General features: G+C 57.1%; 32 protein-coding genes. All 32 read left to right on the plus strand.

The window, feature by feature from the left end; genetic code table 11:
* Positions 1–12: 12 nt before the first annotated feature.
* The 32 genes from rpoC (at position 13) to ACYU03_RS02900 (ending at position 22,184) form a co-directional block, all read left to right on the plus strand.
* Positions 13–4,212 carry a DNA-directed RNA polymerase subunit beta' gene (gene rpoC / locus ACYU03_RS02745; RefSeq protein WP_461888007.1) on the plus strand — a complete coding sequence of 1,400 codons (4,200 nt, stop codon included), beginning with the start codon at positions 13–15 and terminating at the stop codon, positions 4,210–4,212.
* Between the two features lie 211 nt (positions 4,213–4,423).
* Positions 4,424–4,795 carry a 30S ribosomal protein S12 gene (rpsL, locus tag ACYU03_RS02750; protein WP_003186084.1) on the plus strand — a complete coding sequence of 124 codons (372 nt, stop codon included), beginning with the start codon at positions 4,424–4,426 and terminating at the stop codon, positions 4,793–4,795.
* A gap of 117 nt (positions 4,796–4,912) precedes the next feature.
* Positions 4,913–5,383 carry a 30S ribosomal protein S7 gene (gene rpsG / locus ACYU03_RS02755; protein ID WP_009397350.1) on the plus strand — a complete coding sequence of 157 codons (471 nt, stop codon included), beginning with the start codon at positions 4,913–4,915 and terminating at the stop codon, positions 5,381–5,383.
* Positions 5,384–5,413: 30 nt separating this feature from the next.
* Positions 5,414–7,546, plus strand: a complete 2,133-nt coding sequence (gene fusA / locus ACYU03_RS02760; protein WP_461888008.1) for an elongation factor G — start codon at positions 5,414–5,416, stop codon at positions 7,544–7,546.
* A 30-nt stretch (positions 7,547–7,576) separates the two neighbouring features.
* Positions 7,577–8,770, plus strand: a complete 1,194-nt coding sequence (gene tuf, locus ACYU03_RS02765) for an elongation factor Tu (protein ID WP_461888000.1) — start codon at positions 7,577–7,579, stop codon at positions 8,768–8,770.
* Positions 8,771–8,912: 142 nt separating this feature from the next.
* Positions 8,913–9,224, plus strand: coding sequence for a 30S ribosomal protein S10 (gene rpsJ / locus ACYU03_RS02770; RefSeq protein WP_003186070.1), 312 nt, complete (start codon positions 8,913–8,915; stop codon positions 9,222–9,224).
* Between the two features lie 80 nt (positions 9,225–9,304).
* A complete protein-coding gene (gene rplC / locus ACYU03_RS02775; RefSeq protein WP_461888009.1) occupies positions 9,305–9,940 on the plus strand; it encodes a 50S ribosomal protein L3 in 636 nt (211 codons plus the stop codon).
* A 12-nt stretch (positions 9,941–9,952) separates the two neighbouring features.
* Positions 9,953–10,555 (plus strand): 50S ribosomal protein L4, encoded by a 603-nt coding sequence (rplD, locus tag ACYU03_RS02780; RefSeq protein ID WP_461888010.1) that lies wholly within the window; start codon positions 9,953–9,955, stop codon positions 10,553–10,555.
* Positions 10,552–10,851: a 50S ribosomal protein L23 gene (gene rplW, locus ACYU03_RS02785; protein WP_065759206.1), complete on the plus strand. Its 300-nt coding sequence runs from the start codon at positions 10,552–10,554 to the stop codon at positions 10,849–10,851. The genes rplD and rplW overlap by 4 nt, the downstream gene beginning before the upstream one ends.
* 14 nt (positions 10,852–10,865) lie before the next feature.
* Complete coding sequence (gene rplB, locus ACYU03_RS02790) at positions 10,866–11,690, plus strand: 50S ribosomal protein L2 (protein ID WP_461888011.1); 825 nt, start codon at positions 10,866–10,868, stop codon at positions 11,688–11,690.
* 16 nt (positions 11,691–11,706) lie between these two features.
* Positions 11,707–11,982: a 30S ribosomal protein S19 gene (gene rpsS / locus ACYU03_RS02795; RefSeq protein WP_010486981.1), complete on the plus strand. Its 276-nt coding sequence runs from the start codon at positions 11,707–11,709 to the stop codon at positions 11,980–11,982.
* Positions 11,983–11,993: 11 nt separating this feature from the next.
* Positions 11,994–12,326, plus strand: coding sequence for a 50S ribosomal protein L22 (gene rplV, locus ACYU03_RS02800; protein WP_003103908.1), 333 nt, complete (start codon positions 11,994–11,996; stop codon positions 12,324–12,326).
* A gap of 13 nt (positions 12,327–12,339) precedes the next feature.
* Positions 12,340–13,026 (plus strand): 30S ribosomal protein S3, encoded by a 687-nt coding sequence (gene rpsC, locus ACYU03_RS02805; protein ID WP_010220308.1) that lies wholly within the window; start codon positions 12,340–12,342, stop codon positions 13,024–13,026.
* Between the two features lie 12 nt (positions 13,027–13,038).
* Positions 13,039–13,452 carry a 50S ribosomal protein L16 gene (gene rplP, locus ACYU03_RS02810; protein ID WP_009397508.1) on the plus strand — a complete coding sequence of 138 codons (414 nt, stop codon included), beginning with the start codon at positions 13,039–13,041 and terminating at the stop codon, positions 13,450–13,452.
* Positions 13,452–13,643, plus strand: a complete 192-nt coding sequence (gene rpmC, locus ACYU03_RS02815; protein ID WP_002555481.1) for a 50S ribosomal protein L29 — start codon at positions 13,452–13,454, stop codon at positions 13,641–13,643. The genes rplP and rpmC overlap by 1 nt, the downstream gene beginning before the upstream one ends.
* 2 nt (positions 13,644–13,645) lie before the next feature.
* Positions 13,646–13,912 (plus strand): 30S ribosomal protein S17, encoded by a 267-nt coding sequence (gene rpsQ, locus ACYU03_RS02820; protein ID WP_031303185.1) that lies wholly within the window; start codon positions 13,646–13,648, stop codon positions 13,910–13,912.
* A 23-nt stretch (positions 13,913–13,935) separates the two neighbouring features.
* The gene (gene rplN / locus ACYU03_RS02825; RefSeq protein ID WP_225788815.1) at positions 13,936–14,304 is read left to right on the plus strand and encodes a 50S ribosomal protein L14; all 369 of its coding nucleotides are present in this window, start codon (positions 13,936–13,938) and stop codon (positions 14,302–14,304) included.
* Between the two features lie 11 nt (positions 14,305–14,315).
* Complete coding sequence (gene rplX / locus ACYU03_RS02830; protein WP_045484115.1) at positions 14,316–14,630, plus strand: 50S ribosomal protein L24; 315 nt, start codon at positions 14,316–14,318, stop codon at positions 14,628–14,630.
* Positions 14,631–14,650: 20 nt separating this feature from the next.
* Complete coding sequence (rplE, locus tag ACYU03_RS02835; RefSeq protein ID WP_461888012.1) at positions 14,651–15,190, plus strand: 50S ribosomal protein L5; 540 nt, start codon at positions 14,651–14,653, stop codon at positions 15,188–15,190.
* Positions 15,191–15,203: 13 nt separating this feature from the next.
* Positions 15,204–15,509: a 30S ribosomal protein S14 gene (rpsN, locus tag ACYU03_RS02840; protein ID WP_138221822.1), complete on the plus strand. Its 306-nt coding sequence runs from the start codon at positions 15,204–15,206 to the stop codon at positions 15,507–15,509.
* Positions 15,510–15,718: 209 nt separating this feature from the next.
* Positions 15,719–16,111: a 30S ribosomal protein S8 gene (rpsH, locus tag ACYU03_RS02845; protein WP_461888013.1), complete on the plus strand. Its 393-nt coding sequence runs from the start codon at positions 15,719–15,721 to the stop codon at positions 16,109–16,111.
* Positions 16,112–16,123: 12 nt separating this feature from the next.
* The gene (gene rplF, locus ACYU03_RS02850) at positions 16,124–16,657 is read left to right on the plus strand and encodes a 50S ribosomal protein L6 (protein WP_461888014.1); all 534 of its coding nucleotides are present in this window, start codon (positions 16,124–16,126) and stop codon (positions 16,655–16,657) included.
* Between the two features lie 10 nt (positions 16,658–16,667).
* Positions 16,668–17,018, plus strand: coding sequence for a 50S ribosomal protein L18 (gene rplR / locus ACYU03_RS02855; protein ID WP_009397496.1), 351 nt, complete (start codon positions 16,668–16,670; stop codon positions 17,016–17,018).
* A 3-nt stretch (positions 17,019–17,021) separates the two neighbouring features.
* On the plus strand, positions 17,022–17,522 hold the full coding sequence (gene rpsE / locus ACYU03_RS02860) for a 30S ribosomal protein S5 (protein WP_461888015.1): 501 nt from the start codon (positions 17,022–17,024) through the stop codon (positions 17,520–17,522).
* A 2-nt stretch (positions 17,523–17,524) separates the two neighbouring features.
* The gene (gene rpmD / locus ACYU03_RS02865) at positions 17,525–17,701 is read left to right on the plus strand and encodes a 50S ribosomal protein L30 (RefSeq protein ID WP_097086946.1); all 177 of its coding nucleotides are present in this window, start codon (positions 17,525–17,527) and stop codon (positions 17,699–17,701) included.
* Positions 17,702–17,704: 3 nt separating this feature from the next.
* Complete coding sequence (rplO, locus tag ACYU03_RS02870) at positions 17,705–18,139, plus strand: 50S ribosomal protein L15 (protein ID WP_009397491.1); 435 nt, start codon at positions 17,705–17,707, stop codon at positions 18,137–18,139.
* Entirely contained in the window at positions 18,140–19,471 is a 1,332-nt protein-coding gene (secY, locus tag ACYU03_RS02875; protein WP_461888016.1) for a preprotein translocase subunit SecY, read from the plus strand.
* A 28-nt stretch (positions 19,472–19,499) separates the two neighbouring features.
* Positions 19,500–19,616 carry a 50S ribosomal protein L36 gene (gene rpmJ / locus ACYU03_RS02880; protein ID WP_002555468.1) on the plus strand — a complete coding sequence of 39 codons (117 nt, stop codon included), beginning with the start codon at positions 19,500–19,502 and terminating at the stop codon, positions 19,614–19,616.
* 131 nt (positions 19,617–19,747) lie between these two features.
* Complete coding sequence (rpsM, locus tag ACYU03_RS02885) at positions 19,748–20,104, plus strand: 30S ribosomal protein S13 (protein ID WP_158460553.1); 357 nt, start codon at positions 19,748–19,750, stop codon at positions 20,102–20,104.
* A 30-nt stretch (positions 20,105–20,134) separates the two neighbouring features.
* Positions 20,135–20,524 carry a 30S ribosomal protein S11 gene (rpsK, locus tag ACYU03_RS02890; protein ID WP_060392320.1) on the plus strand — a complete coding sequence of 130 codons (390 nt, stop codon included), beginning with the start codon at positions 20,135–20,137 and terminating at the stop codon, positions 20,522–20,524.
* 15 nt (positions 20,525–20,539) lie between these two features.
* A complete protein-coding gene (gene rpsD, locus ACYU03_RS02895) occupies positions 20,540–21,160 on the plus strand; it encodes a 30S ribosomal protein S4 (RefSeq protein ID WP_461888017.1) in 621 nt (206 codons plus the stop codon).
* 22 nt (positions 21,161–21,182) lie between these two features.
* Positions 21,183–22,184: a DNA-directed RNA polymerase subunit alpha gene (locus tag ACYU03_RS02900; protein ID WP_003255452.1), complete on the plus strand. Its 1,002-nt coding sequence runs from the start codon at positions 21,183–21,185 to the stop codon at positions 22,182–22,184.
* The last annotated feature ends 41 nt before the right edge of the window (positions 22,185–22,225 follow it).

Raw genomic sequence — 22,225 nt, forward strand, 5'->3', positions numbered from 1 at the left:
GGAGGAAAGGCCTTGAAAGACCTACTGAATTTGCTGAAAAACCAGGGTCAAGTCGAAGAGTTCGACGCCATCCGTATCGGTCTGGCGTCGCCTGAAATGATCCGTTCGTGGTCGTTCGGTGAAGTTAAAAAGCCGGAAACCATCAACTACCGTACGTTCAAGCCTGAGCGTGACGGCCTGTTCTGCGCCAAGATCTTTGGCCCAGTCAAGGACTACGAGTGCCTGTGCGGTAAGTACAAGCGCCTCAAGCACCGCGGCGTGATCTGCGAGAAGTGCGGCGTTGAAGTCGCGCTGGCCAAGGTCCGCCGTGAGCGCATGGCACACATCGAACTGGCTTCGCCAGTCGCGCACATCTGGTTCCTGAAGTCGCTGCCGTCCCGTATCGGCCTGCTGATGGACATGACCCTGCGCGATATCGAGCGCGTGCTCTATTTCGAGAGCTACGTGGTTATCGACCCGGGCATGACTACCCTGGAAAAAGGCCAACTGCTCAACGACGAGCAGTATTTCGAAGCGCTGGAAGAGTTCGGTGACGACTTCGACGCCCGCATGGGTGCTGAGGCTGTTCGTGAGCTGCTGCACGCTATCGACCTGGAGCACGAGATCGGCCGCCTGCGCGAAGAAATTCCGCAGACCAACTCGGAAACCAAGATCAAGAAGCTGTCCAAGCGTCTGAAACTGATGGAGGCCTTCCAGGGCTCGGGCAACCTGCCTGAGTGGATGGTCCTGACCGTTCTGCCGGTTCTGCCGCCAGACCTGCGTCCGCTGGTTCCGCTGGATGGCGGTCGCTTCGCGACCTCCGACCTGAACGACCTGTATCGTCGGGTGATCAACCGTAACAATCGTCTGAAGCGCCTGCTCGACCTGTCCGCGCCGGACATCATCGTGCGCAACGAAAAGCGCATGCTGCAGGAAGCGGTCGACGCCCTGCTCGACAACGGCCGTCGCGGTCGCGCCATCACCGGTTCGAACAAGCGTCCGCTGAAGTCCCTGGCTGACATGATCAAGGGTAAGCAAGGTCGTTTCCGTCAGAACTTGCTCGGTAAGCGTGTCGACTACTCCGGTCGTTCGGTAATTACCGTAGGCCCGACCCTGCGCCTGCATCAGTGCGGTCTTCCGAAGAAGATGGCTCTGGAGCTGTTCAAGCCGTTCATTTTCGGCAAGCTGGAAATGCGTGGTCTGGCGACCACCATCAAGGCGGCCAAGAAGATGGTCGAGCGCGAGCTGCCAGAGGTCTGGGACGTTCTCGCCGAAGTTATCCGCGAACACCCTGTGCTGCTCAACCGTGCGCCGACCCTTCACCGTCTGGGTATCCAGGCGTTCGAGCCTGTGCTCATCGAAGGTAAGGCTATCCAGCTGCACCCGCTGGTCTGTGCTGCGTACAACGCTGACTTCGACGGTGACCAGATGGCCGTTCACGTGCCGCTGACCCTGGAAGCCCAGCTCGAAGCGCGCGCGCTGATGATGTCGACCAACAACATCCTGTCGCCAGCCAACGGTGAGCCAATCATCGTTCCTTCGCAGGACGTGGTCCTGGGTCTGTACTACATGACCCGTGAAGCCATCAACGCCAAGGGCGAAGGCCGCGTATTCGCCGACCTGCAGGAAGTCGACCGCGTATTCCGCGCCGGCGAGGCTGCCTTGCACGCGAAAATCAAGGTTCGTATCAACGAAACCGTGAACGATCGTGATGGCAACAGCGTCAAGAACACCCGTATCGTCGACACCACCGTCGGCCGTGCGCTGCTGTTCCAGGTTGTGCCTGCAGGCCTGCCGTTCGACGTAGTCAACCAGCCGATGAAGAAGAAGGCGATTTCCAAGCTGATCAACCAGTGCTATCGCGTGGTGGGTCTGAAGGAAACCGTCATCTTTGCTGACCAGCTGATGTACACCGGTTTTGCCTACTCGACCATTTCCGGCGTTTCCATTGGTGTGAACGACTTCGTCATCCCTGACGAGAAAGCGCGCATCATCGGTACCGCTACCGAGGAAGTGAAGGAAATCGAGAGCCAGTACGCCTCCGGCCTGGTAACCCAGGGCGAGAAGTACAACAAGGTGATCGACCTGTGGTCGAAGGCCAACGACGAAGTGTCCAAGGCAATGATGGCCAACCTCTCGAAGGAGAGGGTCATCGATCGCGAGGGCAACGAAGTCGAGCAGGAATCCTTCAACTCGATGTACATGATGGCTGACTCGGGTGCGCGGGGTTCCGCAGCACAGATCCGTCAGTTGGCTGGTATGCGTGGTCTGATGGCCAAGCCGGACGGCTCCATCATCGAAACGCCGATCACGGCGAACTTCCGTGAAGGTCTGAGCGTACTCCAGTACTTCATCTCGACCCACGGTGCTCGTAAGGGTCTGGCGGATACCGCACTGAAGACCGCGAACTCCGGTTACCTGACCCGTCGTCTGGTCGATGTGGCCCAGGACTTGGTCGTGACCGAGATCGACTGCGGTACCGAGCAGGGCCTGCTCATGACACCGCACATTGAAGGCGGCGACGTGGTCGAGCCGCTGGGTGAGCGCGTACTGGGTCGTGTGGTTGCCCGTGACGTGTTCAAGCCTGGTACTGACGATGTCATCGTTCCGGCCGGCACCTTGGTCGACGAGAAGTGGGTCGAGTTCATCGAGCTGAACAGCATCGACGAAGTGGTCGTGCGTTCGCCGATCAGTTGCGAAACCCGCTACGGCATCTGCGCCAAGTGCTACGGTCGTGATCTGGCTCGCGGTCACCAGGTCAACATCGGTGAGGCGGTCGGTGTTATCGCCGCCCAGTCGATTGGTGAGCCGGGTACCCAGCTGACCATGCGTACCTTCCACATCGGTGGTGCTGCAAGCCGTACTTCGGCTGCCGACAGCGTCCAGGTGAAGAACGGCGGTATGGTGCGTCTGCACAACCTGAAGCAGGTCGAGCGTGCCGATGGCAACCTGGTTGCCGTATCGCGTTCTGGTGAGCTGGCCATTGCCGACGAGTTCGGTCGTGAGCGTGAGCGCTATAAGCTGCCTTACGGTGCGGTGATTTCGGTCAAGGAAGGTGAGAAGGTCGACGCTGGCGCCATCGTCGCCAAGTGGGACCCGCACACCCACCCGATCGTGACCGAGATGAAAGGTACCGTGACCTTCGTGGGCATGGAAGAAGGCATCACCATCAAGCGTCAGACCGACGAACTGACCGGCCTGACCAACATCGAGGTCATGGACGTCAAGGATCGTCCGGCCGCAGGCAAGGAAATCCGTCCTGCGATCAAGATGGTCGACGCCAATGGCAAGGATCTGCTGCTGCCAGGTACAGACGTGCCTGCCCAGTACTTCCTGCCTGCCAACGCCCTCGTCGGTGTGGCTGACGGCGCGCAGATCGGTGTCGGTGACGTTATCGCGCGTATTCCACAGGAAACCTCGAAGACTCGCGACATTACCGGTGGTCTGCCACGGGTTGCCGACTTGTTCGAGGCGCGTCGTCCTAAAGAAGCTTCGATCCTGGCGGAAGTCAGTGGCACCATCGCATTCGGCAAGGAGACCAAAGGCAAACGCCGTCTGGTCATCACTCCGAACGATGGCAGCGATCCGTACGAAGAGCTGATTCCGAAGTGGCGCCACCTGAACGTCTTCGAAGGCGAACAGGTCAACCGCGGCGAAGTCATCTCCGACGGTCCTAGCGATCCGCACGACATCCTGCGCCTGCTGGGTGTGAGTGCGCTGGCCAAGTACATCGTCAACGAGATCCAGGACGTTTACCGCCTGCAGGGTGTGAAGATCAACGACAAGCACATCGAGACCATCCTGCGTCAGATGCTGCGCAAGGTCGAGATCGCTGAGTCCGGCGATTCCAGCTTCATCAAGGGCGACCAGATGGAACTGACCCAGGTGCTGGTGGAGAACGAGCGTCTCGCCGCCGAGGACAAGTTCGTCTCGAAGTTCTCGCGTGTCCTGCTGGGTATCACCAAGGCCTCGTTGTCGACCGAGTCGTTCATCTCCGCGGCTTCCTTCCAGGAAACCACCCGCGTACTGACCGAAGCGGCAGTAACCGGCAAGCGCGACTACCTGCGCGGTCTGAAAGAGAACGTGGTCGTGGGTCGTCTGATCCCGGCCGGTACCGGACTGGCCTATCACAGCGAGCGCAAGCGTCGCCGTGATGCCGACAAGCCGCTGCGTGTGAGTGCCAGTGAGGTGGAAGCCGCACTGACCGAAGCGCTGAATTCCAGCGGTAACTGAGTACAGGGCAGGGCCCCGGCACATCCTGAAAGGGCATCGGTGACATGAAATGTTGCCGATGACCGGACGGGAAGGGCCGGGGCCTCGTCTTGACTGGGTGCAAGATCCTCTTTAGACTTTTGTACCCTTAAATTTGGTGGGACTCTGTCTCGTCAATTTTTGGCTTTCTTGCAAGACAATAGCGTCGCAAGACAATCAGTGGAGCTAGTAGATGGCAACTATCAACCAGCTGGTACGTCAGCCGCGTAAGCGTATCGTCGAGAAATCCGACGTTCCTGCGCTGCAGAACTGCCCGCAACGTCGTGGCGTGTGCACCCGTGTGTACACCACTACGCCGAAAAAACCTAACTCGGCACTGCGTAAAGTGTGCCGTGTGCGTCTGACCAACGGTTTCGAGGTTTCCTCGTATATCGGCGGTGAAGGCCACAACCTGCAAGAGCACAGCGTCGTCCTGATCCGTGGCGGCCGTGTAAAAGACTTGCCAGGTGTTCGTTATCACACCGTTCGCGGTTCTCTGGATACCTCCGGCGTTAAAGGTCGTAACCAGGGCCGTTCGAAGTACGGTACCAAGCGTCCGAAGTAATCGGCCGTTTGCAGTAATTTGCAGTAATTCTTTTTATTGAGTCGATAAGAGTAAGGTCGGGCGCAGGCCGCAAGGTCGAGTCCCGGGCTAACCTGAAGACCGTTTGAGGGCTTATCAATGCCAAGACGTCGTGTAGCAGCCAAGCGTGAGATCCTGGACGATCCGAAATACGGAAGCCAGATCCTCGCCAAGTTCATGAACCACGTGATGGAAAGCGGCAAAAAGGCCGTAGCCGAGCGCATCGTTTACGGTGCTCTGGATACCGTCAAAGCACGCAAGAACAGCGATCCCCTGGAAATCTTCGAGAAAGCTCTCGACGCCATCGCTCCGCTGGTCGAAGTAAAGTCCCGCCGTGTCGGCGGTGCCACTTACCAGGTTCCTGTTGAAGTTCGTCCGTCCCGTCGTAACGCGCTGGCAATGCGCTGGCTGGTAGACTTCGCCCGCAAGCGCGGCGAGAAGTCCATGGCGCTGCGCCTGGCTGGCGAGCTGCTGGATGCCGCTGAAGGCAAAGGTGCTGCAGTCAAGAAGCGTGAAGACGTACACCGTATGGCCGAAGCCAACAAGGCTTTCTCGCACTACCGCTTCTAATATCAGCATCAATCTTTTTGCGAGGGCTTTATGGCTCGTACTACAGCAATCAACCGCTACCGTAACATTGGTATTTGCGCCCACGTTGACGCGGGCAAGACTACCACTACCGAGCGGATCCTGTTTTACACAGGTTTGAGCCACAAGATGGGCGAGGTGCACGACGGCGCCGCGACCACCGACTGGATGGTGCAGGAGCAGGAGCGCGGTATTACCATTACCTCCGCTGCCGTTACCACTTTCTGGAAAGGCTCCCGTGGTCAGTATGACAACTACCGCGTAAACGTTATCGATACACCCGGCCACGTTGACTTCACCATTGAAGTAGAGCGTTCGCTGCGTGTGCTCGACGGCGCGGTCGTTGTGTTCTGCGGTACTTCTGGTGTTGAGCCTCAGTCCGAAACCGTATGGCGTCAAGCCAACAAGTACGGCGTTCCACGCGTTGTCTACGTGAACAAGATGGACCGTGCTGGTGCCAACTTCCTGCGCGTTGTCGGCCAGATCAAGAATCGCCTGGGCCACACCCCGGTTCCGATCCAGTTGGCTATCGGTGCGGAAGATAACTTCCAGGGTCAGGTCGACCTGATCAAGATGAAAGCCATCTACTGGAATGACGACGACAAGGGCACTACCTATCGTGAGGAAGAAATTCCTGCCGATATGCTCGAGTTGGCCGAAGAGTGGCGCTCCAACATGGTTGAGGCTGCCGCTGAAGCCAACGAAGAGCTGATGAATAAGTACCTTGAAGAAGGTGAGCTGACCGTCGAAGAGATCAAGGCAGGTCTGCGCGCGCGCACCCTGGCCAGCGAAATCGTTCCGGCTGTCTGCGGTTCTTCGTTCAAGAACAAGGGCGTTCCGCTGGTTCTCGATGCTGTCATCGACTTCCTGCCGGCTCCGACCGAGATCCCGGCGATCCAGGGCGTACACCCTGACCATGTCGACGACGAGAATGCTCCGAAAGACGAGCGACACGCTGACGACAGCGAGCCGTTCTCGGCTCTGGCGTTCAAGATCGCGACCGACCCGTTCGTGGGTACTCTGACCTTCGTTCGCGTCTACTCGGGTGTTCTGAACTCCGGTGACTCGGTCATCAACTCGGTCAAGGGCAAGAAAGAGCGCGTTGGTCGTATGGTGCAGATGCACGCCAACCAGCGTGAAGAGATCAAGGAAGTGCGCGCTGGCGACATCGCGGCACTGATCGGCATGAAGGACGTCACCACTGGTGAAACCCTGTGCGATCTCGACAAGCAGATCATCCTTGAGCGCATGGACTTCCCTGAGCCGGTAATCTCGGTAGCTGTAGAGCCGAAGACCAAGGCTGACCAGGAGAAGATGGGCATCGCTCTGGGCAAGCTGGCCCAGGAAGACCCGTCGTTCCGCGTCAAGACTGACGAAGAAACCGGTCAGACCATCATCTCCGGTATGGGTGAGCTGCACCTGGACATCCTCGTTGACCGCATGAAGCGCGAGTTCAACGTTGAGGCCAACATCGGTAAGCCACAGGTTTCCTACCGCGAAACCACCACCAAGGACAATGTCGAGATCGAAGGTAAGTTCGTTCGTCAGTCCGGTGGTCGTGGTCAGTTCGGTCACTGCTGGATTCGTTTCTCGACTCCGGACGTGGACGACAAGGGCAATATCACCGAAGGTCTGGTCTTCACCAACGAAATCGTGGGTGGTGTGGTTCCGAAGGAATACATCCCAGCGATCCAGAAGGGTATCGAAGAGCAGATGAAGAACGGCGTTGTCGCCGGCTATCCGCTGATCGGTCTGAAGGCTACCGTGTTTGACGGTTCCTACCACGACGTCGACTCCAACGAGATGGCGTTCAAGATCGCTGCCTCCATGGCGACCAAGCAACTGGCCCAGAAGGGCGGCGGTAAAGTGCTTGAGCCGATCATGAAGGTAGAAGTGGTGACCCCTGAAGACTACATGGGTGACGTGATGGGTGACCTGAACCGTCGTCGTGGTCTGATCCAGGGTATGGAAGACTCGGTCTCCGGCAAGGTTATCCGTGCTGAAGTTCCGCTCGGAGAGATGTTCGGTTATGCGACCGACGTTCGTTCCATGTCTCAGGGTCGCGCGAGCTACTCCATGGAATTCTCCAAATACGCCGAAGCTCCGTCGAACATCGTCGAAGCACTCGTTAAAAAACAAGGCTAATCCAGCCCTTTAGGCAAGAGGTTCACTGTCGTGGCTAAAGAAAAATTTGAACGTAACAAACCGCACGTCAACGTTGGCACCATCGGTCACGTTGACCACGGTAAAACCACTCTGACCGCTGCTCTGACTCGCGTCTGCTCCGAAGTTTTCGGTTCGGCCCGCGTTGACTTCGACAAGATCGACAGCGCCCCAGAAGAAAAAGCTCGTGGTATCACCATCAACACCGCTCACGTAGAGTACGACTCGAACGTCCGTCACTACGCGCACGTTGACTGCCCGGGCCACGCCGACTACGTCAAGAACATGATCACTGGTGCTGCCCAGATGGACGGCGCGATCCTGGTCTGCTCGGCTGCCGATGGTCCTATGCCACAAACCCGTGAGCACATCCTGCTGTCCCGTCAGGTTGGCGTTCCGTACATCGTTGTCTTCCTGAACAAGGCTGACATGGTTGACGACGCTGAGCTGCTGGAACTGGTTGAGATGGAAGTTCGCGACCTGCTGTCGACCTACGACTTCCCAGGTGACGACACTCCGATCATCATCGGCTCGGCCCTGATGGCCCTGAACGGCGAAGACGACAACGAGCTGGGCACCACCGCTGTCAAGCGTCTGGTTGAAACCCTGGACAGCTACATTCCAGAGCCAGTTCGTGCAATCGACCTGCCGTTCCTGATGCCGATCGAAGACGTGTTCTCGATCTCCGGTCGTGGTACCGTTGTTACCGGCCGTGTTGAGCGTGGCATCGTCCGCATCCAGGAAGAAGTCGAGATCGTTGGCCTGCGTCCAACCACCAAGACTACCTGCACCGGCGTTGAAATGTTCCGCAAGCTGCTGGACGAAGGTCGTGCTGGCGAGAACTGCGGCGTTCTGCTGCGTGGTACCAAGCGTGACGACGTTGAGCGTGGTCAGGTTCTGGCCAAGCCAGGTTCGGTTAAGCCGCACACCAAGTTCACCGCAGAAGTCTACGTTCTGTCGAAGGAAGAAGGCGGTCGTCACACTCCGTTCTTCAAAGGCTACCGTCCTCAGTTCTACTTCCGTACCACTGACGTGACCGGTTCGTGCGAACTGCCGGAAGGCGTTGAAATGGTAATGCCAGGTGACAACATCCAGATGGAAGTCACTCTGATCAAGACCATTGCAATGGAAGAAGGTCTGCGTTTCGCCATCCGTGAAGGCGGTCGTACCGTCGGCGCCGGCGTCGTAGCCAAAATCATCGAGTAATTCTCGATAGGTTGAAAAAGCCCCCGCTCAGCGGGGGCTTTTTTATTGGGTTGACACCCAATAGGGGCGTCTATAGAATCACGCCTCCTTTTAACGGGCGTAGTGCGCCCGGTGGGAATAGCAGCCTGGAGTCTGAAATCCAATGCAAAATCAGCAAATCCGTATCAGGTTGAAGGCTTTTGACCATCGCCTGATCGACCAATCCACCCAGGAAATCGTGGAAACCGCGAAACGTACTGGTGCTCAAGTGCGTGGTCCTATTCCACTGCCTACCCGTAAAGAGCGGTTCACCGTTCTGGTCTCCCCGCACGTCAACAAAGACGCGCGTGACCAGTACGAGATCCGTACTCATAAGCGTGTTCTGGACATTGTCCAGCCAACGGATAAAACCGTTGACGCGCTGATGAAGCTCGATCTTGCGGCAGGTGTGGAAGTGCAGATCAGCCTCGGCTAAGACTTCGGTCTGGTCGTGTAACGCTCTGAAATGGGCGGCCATAGCGGGTGAAAGCCCCGTACACTCATGAGGTTTACAACATGACTATTGGTGTAGTCGGTCGTAAATGCGGTATGACCCGTATTTTCACCGAAGAAGGTGTCTCCATTCCGGTCACGGTCATCGAGATCGAGCCGAATCGCGTCACCCAGTTCAAAACTGAAGAAACCGATGGCTATCGTGCAGTGCAAGTCACTGTCGGTGAGCGTCGTGCTTCGCGCGTGACTGCCGCTCAGGCAGGTCACTTCGCCAAGGCTAACGTTGCCGCTGGTCGCAGTGTTTGGGAGTTCCGTCTTGAAGAAGGCGATTTCCAGGCTGGCGACTTGATCAAAGCTGAACTCTTCACTGCAGGCCAGCTGGTTGACGTAACCGGTCAGTCCAAAGGTAAAGGCTTCGCCGGTACCATCAAGCGCTGGAATTTCCGTGGTCAGGACAACACCCACGGTAACTCCGTATCCCACCGCGTCCCAGGCTCTATCGGCCAGTGCCAGACTCCTGGTCGTGTATTCAAGGGCAAGAAAATGTCCGGTCACATGGGCGCTGAGCGCGTGACTGTGCAGTCCCTGGAAGTAGTACGCGTAGACGCTGAACGCAACCTGCTGCTTGTCAAGGGTGCCGTTCCTGGCGCTACTGGCGGCGACGTGGTTGTACGTCCGGCTGTCAAGGCTCGCGGTTAAGGGGAAGCTGACATGCAACTTAATGTAAATGACGCTCAGGCGATCGAAGTTTCCGAACTGACCTTCGGTGGCGAATTCAACGAGACGCTGGTTCACCAAGCAGTCGTGGCCTACATGGCCGGCGGCCGTCAGGGCACCAAGCAGCAGAAGACCCGTTCCGACGTGGCTGGCGGCGGTAAGCGCCCATGGCGTCAGAAGGGTACTGGCCGTGCTCGTGCCGGTACCATCCGCAGCCCACTGTGGCGCGGCGGTGGCACCACCTTTGCAGCTCGTCCTCAAGACCACTCGCAAAAGCTCAACAAGAAGATGTACCGCGCTGCACTGCGCTCCATCCTCGCTGAGCTGGTACGTACCGAGCGTCTGGTTGTGGTTCAGGACTTCGCTGTCGAAGCGCCAAAAACCAAAGACCTGCTGAACAAGCTGAATGGCATGGGCCTGAGCGACGTGCTGATCGTTTCCGACGCCGTTGACCAGAACCTGTACCTGGCTGCTCGCAACCTGCCGCACGTCGATGTACGTGATGTTCAAGGTTCCGATCCGGTCAGTCTGATCGCCTATGACAAAGTGTTGATCACTGTGTCGGCCGTGAAGAAATTCGAGGAGCTGCTGGGATGAACCAGGAACGCGTATTTAAAGTCCTCCTTGGCCCGCACGTTTCCGAGAAGGCTACCGTTCTGGCTGAGAAAAAAGGCCAGTTCGTATTCAAGGTTGCAACCGATGCAACCAAGCTGGAAATCAAGAAAGCTGTCGAAGGTCTGTTCGGCGTGAAGGTCGAGAACGTGACTACCGTCAACGTTCTGGGTAAGACCAAGCGTACCGCACGTGGTCTGGGCAAGCGTAATGACTGGAAGAAGGCGATCGTCTCCCTTCAGCCAGGCCAAGATCTCGATTTCAGCAGCAGTGCTGAGTAAGGAAGGGGTGCATCATGGCAATCGTTAAATGCAAACCGACTTCCCCTGGCCGCCGTTTCGTGGTCAAGGTGGTCAACCAGGAGCTGCACAAAGGCGCTCCTCACGCACCGCTGCTCGAGAAGAAGTCGAAGTCTGGTGGTCGTAACAACAATGGCCGCATCACCACTCGTCACGTTGGTGGTGGTCATAAGCAGCATTATCGTCTGGTCGACTTCCGTCGCAACGACAAGGACGGCATCGCCGCCACTGTCGAGCGTATCGAATATGACCCGAACCGTACTGCTCACATCGCCCTGCTGTGCTACGCAGACGGCGAGCGTCGCTACATCATCGCGCCGAAAGGCGTGAGCGCTGGCGACCAGCTGATCGCAGGTGCCCTGGCTCCAATCAAGCCGGGCAACTCCCTGCAACTGCGCAACATCCCAGTAGGTAGCACCGTTCACGGCATCGAACTGAAGCCGGGCAAAGGTGCTCAGATCGCTCGCTCCGCTGGCGCTTCGGCTCAGCTGATCGCTCGCGAAGGCGTCTACGTGACTCTGCGTCTGCGCTCTGGTGAGATGCGTAAAGTGCTGGCCGAGTGCCGTGCGACCCTGGGTGAAGTCTCGAACTCCGAGCACAGCCTGCGTTCGCTGGGTAAAGCTGGTGCCAAACGCTGGCGTGGCGTTCGCCCAACCGTTCGTGGTGTTGCCATGAACCCGGTTGACCACCCGCATGGTGGTGGTGAAGGTCGTACCTCCGGTGGTCGTCATCCGGTATCGCCATGGGGCTTCCCAACCAAGGGTGCTAAGACTCGTGGTAATAAGCGTACCGACAACATGATCGTCCGTCGTCGCAAGTAAATAGAGGGATACGACAGTGCCACGTTCTCTGAAAAAAGGTCCTTTTATTGATCTTCACCTACTGAAGAAGATCGAAGTGGCGGTGGAGAAGAACGATCGCAAGCCAGTTAAAACCTGGTCGCGCCGTTCTATGATCCTGCCACAAATGGTCGGTTTGACCATCGCGGTACACAACGGTCGTCAACACGTCCCCGTTCTGGTGAACGAAGACATGGTCGGCCATAAACTGGGCGAGTTTGCCGGTACCCGCACCTACCGTGGGCACGTGGCTGACAAGAAAGCCAAGCGTTAAGGGGTAAGGAAATGGAAGTAGCCGCTAAGTTGTCGGGCGCTCGAATCTCCGCCCAGAAAGCCCGCTTGGTCGCCGACCAGATCCGCGGGAAGAAGGTGGGCGAAGCGCTCAACCTGTTGGCTTTCAGCAGCAAAAAAGCTGCTGAAATCATGAAGAAAGTCCTCGAGTCGGCCGTAGCCAACGCCGAGCATAACGAAGGCGCAGACGTTGATGACCTGAAGGTCTCCACCGTTTTCGTCAACGAAGGGCGTTCGCTGAAGCGCATCATGCCGCGTGCCAAAGGCCGCGCTGATCGCATCGTCAAGCGGTCTTGCCATATCACTGTCAAGGTTGCGGACAAGTAACGGAGTCGATCAGATGGGTCAGAAAGTACATCCCACTGGCATTCGCCTGGGAATCGTCAAGGAGCACACCTCCGTCTGGTATGCAGACGGTCGGACTTACGCGGACTACCTGCTCGCGGATCTGAATGTGCGTGAGTATCTCCAAGACAAACTAAAAAGCGCGTCCGTTAGCCGTATCGATATCCATCGTCCGGCTCAAACTGCACGCATCACCATCCACACCGCTCGTCCTGGTATCGTCATCGGGAAGAAAGGTGAAGATGTTGAGAAGCTGCGTCAGGACCTGACCAAGCAAATGGGTGTGCCTGTGCACATCAACATCGAAGAGATCCGCAAGCCGGAACTCGACGGTATGCTGGTTGCGCAGAGCGTAGCTCAGCAGCTGGAGCGTCGCGTAATGTTCCGTCGCGCCATGAAGCGCGCCGTACAGAACGCCATGCGTATTGGTGCCAAGGGCATCAAGATCCAGGTGAGCGGTCGTCTCGGCGGTGCTGAGATCGCACGTACTGAATGGTATCGCGAAGGTCGTGTGCCTCTGCACACCCTGCGTGCTGATATCGACTATGCCACCTACGAAGCTCACACCACTTACGGTGTGATCGGTGTCAAGGTTTGGATCTTCAAAGGCGAAGTTATTGGTGGTCGCCAGGAAGAGCTGAAGCCTCAAGCACCAGCGCCTCGTAAAAAAGCTGCTAAGTAAGGGGTACGCCAAATGTTGCAACCAAAGCGTACAAAATTCCGCAAGCAGATGACCGGCCACAACCGTGGTCTGGCACTGCGCGGTAGCAAAGTCAGCTTCGGCGAATTCGCCCTGAAGGCTGTTGCTCGCGGTCGTCTCACCGCCCGTCAGATCGAGTCGGCACGTCGTGCCCTGACCCGTCACGTAAAACGTGGCGGCAAGATCTGGATCCGTGTGTTCCCGGACAAGCCGGTTACCAAGAAGCCTCTCGAAGTGCGGATGGGTAAAGGTAAGGGTTCCGTGGAGTACTGGGTTGCCCAGATCCAGCCAGGCAAGGTCCTGTACGAGATCGAGGGTGTTTCTGAAGAGCTGGCTCGTGAGGCGTTCGCCCTGGCTGCTGCCAAGCTGCCACTTGCCACCTCCTTTGTTAAGCGGACGGTGATGTGATGAAAGCGAACGAACTTCGTGAGAAATCAGCACAGCAACTGAACGAGCAACTGCTCGGCTTGCTGCGCGACCAGTTCAATCTGCGCATGCAGAAAGCAACTGGCCAGTTGGGGCAGTCGCACCTGCTCTCGCAAGTTAAGCGTGACATCGCTCGCGTGAAAACTGTGCTCAACCAGCAGGCAGGTAAGTGATCATGGCTGAAGCTGAAAAAACCGTCCGTACGCTGACTGGCCGTGTCGTCAGCGACAAAATGGACAAGACCATCACCGTTCTGATCGAGCGTCGCGTAAAGCACCCGATCTACGGTAAATACGTTAAGCGTTCGACTAAGCTGCACGCGCACGACGAAAACAACCAATGCCACATCGGCGACAAGGTTTCCATCCGTGAAACCCGTCCGCTGGCCAAGACCAAGTCCTGGGCACTGGTTGAAGTTCTCGAACGCGCTGTTGAAGTCTAAGGGCGAAGGGTCGGAGAAATTTTATGATTCAGACTCAATCCATGCTCGATGTGGCCGATAACAGCGGCGCTCGTCGCGTCATGTGCATCAAGGTGCTCGGCGGTTCCCACCGCCGTTACGCCGGCATCGGTGACATCATCAAGGTGACCGTGAAGGAAGCGATTCCGCGCGGCAAGGTCAAGAAAGGCCAGGTGATGACTGCTGTCGTCGTCCGCACCAAGCACGGTGTTCGTCGCGCTGACGGCTCCATCATTCGTTTCGACGGCAACGCTGCTGTTCTGCTGAACAACAAGCAAGAGCCGATCGGCACTCGTATCTTCGGGCCAGTGACCCGTGAGCTTCGTTCTGAGAAGTTCATGAAGATCGTCTCGCTCGCCCCTGAAGTGCTGTAAGGAGATCCGACATGCAAAAGATTCGTCGTGACGACGAGATCATCGTGATCGCCGGCAAAGACAAAGGTAAGCGCGGTAAGGTGCTGAAGGTGCTCGCTGACAACCGTCTGGTTGTCGGTGGTGTCAACCTGGTGAAGCGTCATACCAAGCCTAACCCGATGTCGGGCGTACAGGGCGGTATCGTCGAGAAAGAAGCGCCTCTGCACGCTTCCAACGTCGCCATTTTCAACGGCGAAACCAACAAGGCTGACCGCGTTGGCTTCAAAGTAGAAGACGGCAAGAAAATTCGTGTCTTCAAGTCGACCCAAAAAGCGGTTGATGCTTGAACACTGCTAGGTAGAAGACCATGGCACGACTGAAAGAGATTTACCGGAACGAAATCGCTCCCAAGCTTAAGGAAGAACTTAAGCTCGCGAACGTGATGGAAGTTCCGCGCGTTACCAAGATCACCCTGAACATGGGTCTGGGCGAAGCGATCGGCGACAAAAAAGTCATCGAGCACGCGGTAGCTGACCTCGAGAAGATCACCGGTCAAAAGCCGGTTGTGACTTTCGCTCGTAAGTCCATTGCGGGCTTCAAGGTTCGTGAAGGTTGGCCGATTGGCGTCAAGGTTACCCTGCGCCGTGATCGTATGTACGAATTCCTGGACCGCCTGCTGGCGATCTCCCTGCCTCGGGTTCGCGACTTCCGCGGCCTGAATGCCAAGTCCTTCGATGGTCGTGGCAACTACAGCATGGGCGTGAAAGAGCAGATCATCTTCCCGGAAATCGACTACGACAAGATCGATGCTCTGCGCGGTCTGGACATTACCCTGACCACCACTGCTCGTTCGGATGACGAAGGCCGCGCTCTGCTGCGTGCTTTCAAATTCCCGTTCCGCAACTGATTGGAGTAGGAAAATGGCCAAGAAGAGCATGAAAAACCGCGAGCTGAAGCGTCAGCTCACGGTTGCCAAGTACGCCAAAAAGCGTGCTGAGCTGAAAGCGACCATCGTCAACCTGAACGCATCTCCTGAAGAGCGTTTCGCAGCCGTTGTCGCCCTGCAGAAGCAACCACGTGACGCCAGCGCCGCGCGCCTGCGTAACCGTTGCCGCCTGACCGGTCGTCCGCATGGCGTATACCGCAAGTTCGGCCTCGGCCGTAACAAGCTGCGCGAAGCCGCCATGCGTGGTGACGTTCCAGGTCTGGTCAAAGCCAGCTGGTAATCCCTGCTGGTGTGGCTCCGGCGGAAGGGGAGCGATCTTCCGACCGCCGGTGACCTCGAAACGAAACAAGCCCCTATATGGGGCTTGTTTCGTTTCTGCTATGTGTCTAGAATGACCGGCTCACCTGAGCCCGGGTCTTTTGCCCTGCGTGTTCGGGTGGTAGTTATAGCCGCAAGGCTAATATTTCTTGTATCAGGAGCATCTAGCCCATGAGTATGCAGGACCCGTTAGCGGACATGCTAACTCGCATCCGTAATGCCCAGATGGCTGAAAAGTCCGTCGTAAGCATGCCTTCCTCGACTTTGAAGGTAGCGGTAGCAAAAGTTCTGAAAGACGAAGGCTACATCGCCGGCTATCAAGTCAGCAGTGAAGTCAAGCCCTCCCTGTCGATCGAACTGAAGTACTTCGAAGGCCGTCCAGTCATCGAGGAGCTGAAGCGCACCAGCCGTCCAGGCCTGCGCCAGTACAAGTCCGTCGCAGAGCTGCCGAAAGTACGTGGCGGCCTGGGCGTGTCTATCGTCTCCACCAACAAAGGTGTGATGACGGATCGCGCTGCGCGCGCTGCCGGTGTCGGCGGCGAAGTTCTCTGCACAGTGTTCTAAGGGGGGATAAGCATGTCTCGCGTCGCTAAGAACCCCGTTAAGCTGCCTGCCGGTGTCGAAGTCAAATTCGCCGGTCAGCTGCTTTCGGTAAAGGGTGCCAAGGGCACTCTCGAACTGAACGTTCACACCGCTGTTGAAGTTACCGAAGAGTCTGGTGAGCTGCGTTTCGCTGCTCGCAATGGTGACCAGCAAGCGCGTGCCATGGCCGGTACTACCCGTGCCTTGGTAAACAACATGGTCCAAGGCGTAAGCCAAGGCTTCGAGCGTAAGCTCCAGCTGGTCGGTGTTGGTTACAAGGCGCAAGCCAAAGGCACCGTACTGAATCTGGCACTCGGCTTCTCGCACCCAGTGGACTACGAACTGCCAGCCGGTATCACCGCTGAGACCCCAAGCCAGACCGACATCCTGATCAAGGGTATCGACAAGCAGCTGGTTGGTCAGGTGGCCGCTGAAATCCGCGACTTCCGTCCGCCAGAGCCTTACAAAGGCAAGGGTGTGCGTTACGCGGACGAAGTAGTCCGTCGTAAAGAAGCCAAGAAGAAGTAGGGCCTAGCAAATGACCGACAAAAAAGTTACTCGACTGCGTCGCGCTCGCAAAGCACGCCTGAAAATGCACGAACTCGAAGTCGTGCGTCTGTGCGTGTTCCGCTCGTCGCAGCACATCTACGCCCAGGTCATTTCGGCCGACGGCAGCAAGGTTCTGGCAAGCGCCTCGACCTTGGACAAAGAACTGCGTGATGGTGCCACCGGCAACATCGACGCGGCCACTAAGGTTGGCAAGCTGGTTGCCGAGCGTGCGAAAGCCGCTGGCGTTTCTCAAGTTGCTTTCGACCGTTCTGGCTTCAAGTACCACGGCCGCGTCAAGGCGCTGGCTGATGCTGCTCGTGAAGGCGGGCTGGAGTTCTAAGTTATGGCAAATAACGACCAAAAGCGCGACGAAGGCTACATTGAGAAGCTGGTTCAAGTTAACCGCGTTGCAAAAACCGTCAAAGGCGGCCGTATCTTCACCTTTACCGCGCTGACCGTGGTAGGTGATGGCAAGGGCCGTGTCGGCTTCGGCCGTGGCAAGTCGCGCGAAGTTCCAGCCGCGATCCAGAAGGCCATGGAAGCTGCCCGTCGTAACATGATTCAAGTCGACCTGAAGGGCACCACCCTGCAGTACGCCACCAAGGCTGCCCACGGCGCCTCGAAGGTCTACATGCAGCCTGCCTCGGAAGGTACCGGTATCATCGCCGGCGGCGCAATGCGTGCTGTCCTGGAAGTTGCTGGTGTCCAGAACGTTCTGGCCAAGTGCTACGGTTCGACCAACCCAGTGAACGTGGTTCATGCCACTTTCAAGGGTCTGAAAGCCATGCAATCTCCTGAGTCCATTGCTGCCAAGCGCGGCAAGAGCGTTGAGGAGATCATCTGATCATGGCAACCGTAAAAGTAACGCTGATCAAAAGCACCGCCGGCCGCCTGCCTAACCACAAACTGTGTGTTAAAGGCCTGGGTCTGCGTCGCATCGGTCACACTGTAGAAGTCCAGGATACTCCCGAGAACCGCGGGATGATCAACAAGGCTTACTACCTGCTGCGCGTCGAGGGTTAATCGATGAAACTCAATGATCTGAGTCCAGCGCCGGGTTCCCGTCGCGAGAAGCATCGTCCGGGTCGTGGTATCGGTAGCGGTTTGGGTAAGACTGGTGGCCGTGGTCACAAAGGTCAGACCTCCCGTTCCGGTGGCACCATCGCTCCGGGCTTCGAAGGCGGTCAACAGCCGCTGCACCGTCGCCTGCCGAAGTTCGGCTTCGTTTCGCTGAAAGCCATGGATCGCGCCGAAGTGCGTCTGTCCGAGCTGGCCAAGGTGGAGGGTGACGTCATCACCGTGCAATCCCTGAAGGATGCCAACGTGATTAACCAGAACGTTCAGCGTGTGAAAATCATGCTGTCGGGTGAAGTTACTCGCGCAGTCACCATCAAGGGTATCGCAGCCACCAAGGGTGCGCGTGCGGCTATCGAAGCAGCTGGCGGCAAGTTCGAGGAATAAATGGCTAAGCAAGGTGCTCTCTCTTCGCTCGGCAAGGGCGGGATGTCTGAACTCTGGGCTCGTCTGCGTTTTCTGTTCCTGGCGATCATCGTCTATCGGATAGGCGCGCATATCCCAGTACCAGGCATCAACCCGGACCGGCTGGCGGAACTGTTCCGGCAGAATGAGGGGACCATTCTTAGCTTGTTCAACATGTTTTCCGGCGGTGCGCTGGAGCGCATGAGCATTTTTGCACTGGGGATCATGCCGTACATCTCGGCGTCGATCATCATGCAGCTCATGACCGCGGTCAGCCCACAGCTGGAGCAGTTGAAGAAGGAAGGTGAAGCTGGCCGTCGCAAGATCAGCCAGTACACCCGCTACGGCACCGTTATCCTGGCGCTGGTCCAAGCCATTGGCATGTCCATTGGTCTGGCCGGTCAGGGCGTGGCGTTTTCTGCAACCTTTGGCTTCCATTTCGTCGCCGTCTCCACCTTCGTGGCTGGCGCGATGTTCATGATGTGGCTGGGCGAGCAGATCACCGAGCGCGGTGTGGGCAACGGTATCTCGATGTTGATTTTCGCGGGTATCGTTGCCGGTCTTCCGAGCGCAATCGGGCAGTCTTTCGAGTCTGCACGCACAGGCGATATCAACATTTTCGCCCTGGTCGCGATCGGTCTGCTGGCAGTAGCGATTATCGGTTTTGTGGTGTTCATCGAGCGTGGTCAGCGTCGTATCGCCGTTCACTACGCCAAGCGTCAGCAGGGCCGCAAGGTCTTCGCTGCGCAGACTAGCCACTTGCCGCTTAAAGTGAACATGGCAGGGGTCATCCCAGCCATTTTCGCGAGCAGCATTCTGCTGTTCCCGGCTTCGCTGGGTGCCTGGTTCGGTCAGTCCGAAGGTATGGGCTGGTTGCAGGACATCTCGCAGTCGATCGCTCCTGGTCAGCCGTTGAATATTCTGCTGTTTAGTGCAGGGATCATTTTCTTCTGCTTCTTCTATACGGCGTTGATGTTCAATCCGAAAGACGTAGCGGAAAACCTGAAGAAGTCCGGTGCCTTTATTCCGGGTATCCGTCCTGGTGAGCAGTCGGCGCGCTACATTGATGGCGTTCTGACTCGTCTGACCATGTTCGGTGCTCTTTACATGACGGCCGTCTGCCTTCTGCCCCAGTTTCTGGTGGTAGCAGCAAACGTTCCGTTCTACCTTGGCGGGACCTCGTTGCTGATTGTGGTAGTGGTTGTGATGGACTTCATGTCCCAAGTACAATCGCACCTCGTTTCGCACCAGTACGAATCCCTGATGAAGAAAGCCAACCTGAAAGGCTACGGTGGCAGCGGTCTGCTGCGCTGATAGTCCCCTAAGGTTCGAGGAGTTGGTGATGAAAGTTCGTGCATCGGTGAAAAAGCTGTGCCGTAACTGCAAGATTATTCGCCGCGAAGGTGTCGTGCGAGTAATTTGCAGCGCGGAACCGCGTCACAAGCAGCGCCAAGGCTGAGTGTGATCTGCGCTTCAAACCCAGCAGCTAGTGTGCTGCTGGGTTGATTATTTGTTTCTACAGCGATATTATCTCGCGCCCTATTTCTTGGCTTCCGGGGCGTAGGTAGCTGTCAATTGGAGTCCCACTGAATGGCCCGTATTGCAGGCGTTAACATTCCAGATAACAAGCACACTGTTATCTCGCTGACCTACATCTACGGTGTTGGTCGCACTACTGCACAGAAGATCTGTGCAGATGCTGGTGTCAACCCAGCCGCAAAGATCAAGGATCTGAGCGACGAGCAGATTGAACAGCTGCGTGGCGAAGTCGCGAAGTTCACCACCGAAGGTGATCTGCGTCGTGACGTCAACATGAAAATCAAGCGTTTGATGGACCTGGGCTGCTACCGCGGTCTGCGCCATCGTCGGGGTCTTCCGGTTCGCGGTCAGCGTACCAAGACCAATGCGCGTACCCGTAAAGGTCCGCGTAAGCCGATCCGCAAGTAATCGCACCAGCGAATCGACAGGAATTTAGACATGGCAAAACCTGCTGCTCGTCCTCGTAAGAAAGTCAAAAAGACAGTGGTTGATGGCATCGCCCACATCCATGCGTCTTTCAATAACACCATCGTGACCATCACCGACCGTCAGGGCAACGCGTTGTCCTGGGCTACCTCCGGTGGTTCGGGTTTCCGTGGTTCGCGCAAGTCCACCCCGTTCGCAGCTCAGATCGCTGCTGAGCGTGCTGGTCAAGCTGCGCTGGAATATGGTCTGAAGAACCTCGACGTCAACGTCAAGGGTCCAGGTCCAGGTCGTGAGTCGGCTGTTCGTGCTCTGAACGGCTGTGGCTATAAGATCGCCAGCATCACCGACGTGACGCCAATCCCGCACAACGGGTGCCGTCCGCCGAAGAAGCGTCGCGTGTAATCAGGAGACAGATAAATGGCACGTTACATTGGTCCAAAATGCAAACTGTCTCGTCGTGAAGGCACCGATCTGTTCCTGAAGAGCGGCGTTCGCGCTCTGGAATCGAAGTGCAACATCGAAGCAGCCCCAGGTATCCACGGCCAGCGCCGTGGCCGTCAGTCCGACTACGGTACCCAGCTGCGCGAGAAACAAAAAGTCCGTCGTATCTACGGTGTTCTGGAGCGTCAGTTCAGCGGTTACTACAAGGCAGCGGCCTCCAAGAAGGGCGCTACCGGTGAGAACCTGCTGCAACTGCTCGAGTGCCGTCTGGACAACGTCGTTTACCGCATGGGCTTCGGTTCGACTCGCGCCGAATCCCGTCAGCTGGTTTCGCACAAAGCAATCAGCGTCAACGGCAAGACTGTAAACATTCCATCCTACCAAGTTCGTCCGGGTGACGTGGTCGCGGTTCGCGAGAAGTCGTCGAACCAGCTGCGCATTGTTCAAGCCCTTGAACTGTGCGCCCAGCGTGGCCGAGTTGAGTGGGTAGACGTGGATGCTGCCAAGAAGTCGGGCGTTTTCAAGAACGTTCCTGCTCGCAGCGACCTGTCCGCCGACATCAACGAAAACCTGATTGTCGAGCTCTACTCCAAGTAAGGGCTAGAAAATAGGTGCATCCATGCAGATTTCGGTAAATGAGTTCCTGACACCCCGCCATATTGATGTGCAGGTTGTCAGTCCGACCCGCGCCAAGATCACGCTCGAGCCTCTCGAGCGTGGCTTCGGCCATACCCTGGGCAACGCGCTGCGCCGCATCCTGTTGTCCTCCATGCCTGGCTGTGCAGTAGTCGAGGCCGAGATCGACGGTGTACTCCATGAGTACTCCGCGATCGAAGGTGTACAGGAAGATGTCATTGAAATCCTGTTGAACCTCAAAGGCCTGGCTATCAAACTGCACGGTCGTGACGAAGTTACGCTGACCTTGTCGAAAAAGGGTTCGGGGGTGGTTACCGCTGCCGATATTCAGCTGGATCACGATGTCGAGATCGTCAACCCCGATCACGTAATCGCTAACCTGGCGTCCAACGGCGCCCTGAACATGAAGCTCACCGTAGCTCGTGGTCGTGGTTATGAGCCGGCCGACTCGCGTCAAACCGACGAAGACGAAAGCCGCAGCATCGGTCGTTTGCAGCTGGATGCTTCGTTCAGCCCGGTACGCCGTATCGCCTACGTGGTGGAAAACGCCCGTGTCGAGCAGCGTACTAACCTGGACAAGCTGGTCATCGATCTGGAAACCAACGGTACCCTGGATCCTGAAGAGGCTATCCGTCGTGCCGCGACCATCCTGCAACAGCAGCTGGCTGCGTTCGTTGATCTGAAAGGTGATAGCGAGCCAGTGGTTGTCGAGCAGGAAGACGAGATCGATCCGATCCTGCTGCGCCCGGTTGACGATCTGGAACTGACTGTACGTTCGGCCAACTGCCTGAAGGCGGAGAACATCTACTATATCGGCGACCTGATTCAGCGTACCGAAGTAGAGCTGTTGAAGACTCCGAACCTGGGCAAGAAGTCCCTGACCGAAATCAAGGACGTTCTGGCTTCCCGTGGTCTGTCCCTCGGCATGCGCCTCGACAACTGGCCGCCTGCAAGTCTTAAGAAAGACGACAAGGCGACTGCCTGATCGTCGTAATCACCGAACGTAGTGTTTGGTAAGGAATGAAT

It is taken from the genome of Pseudomonas sp. X10 (assembly GCF_054889225.1).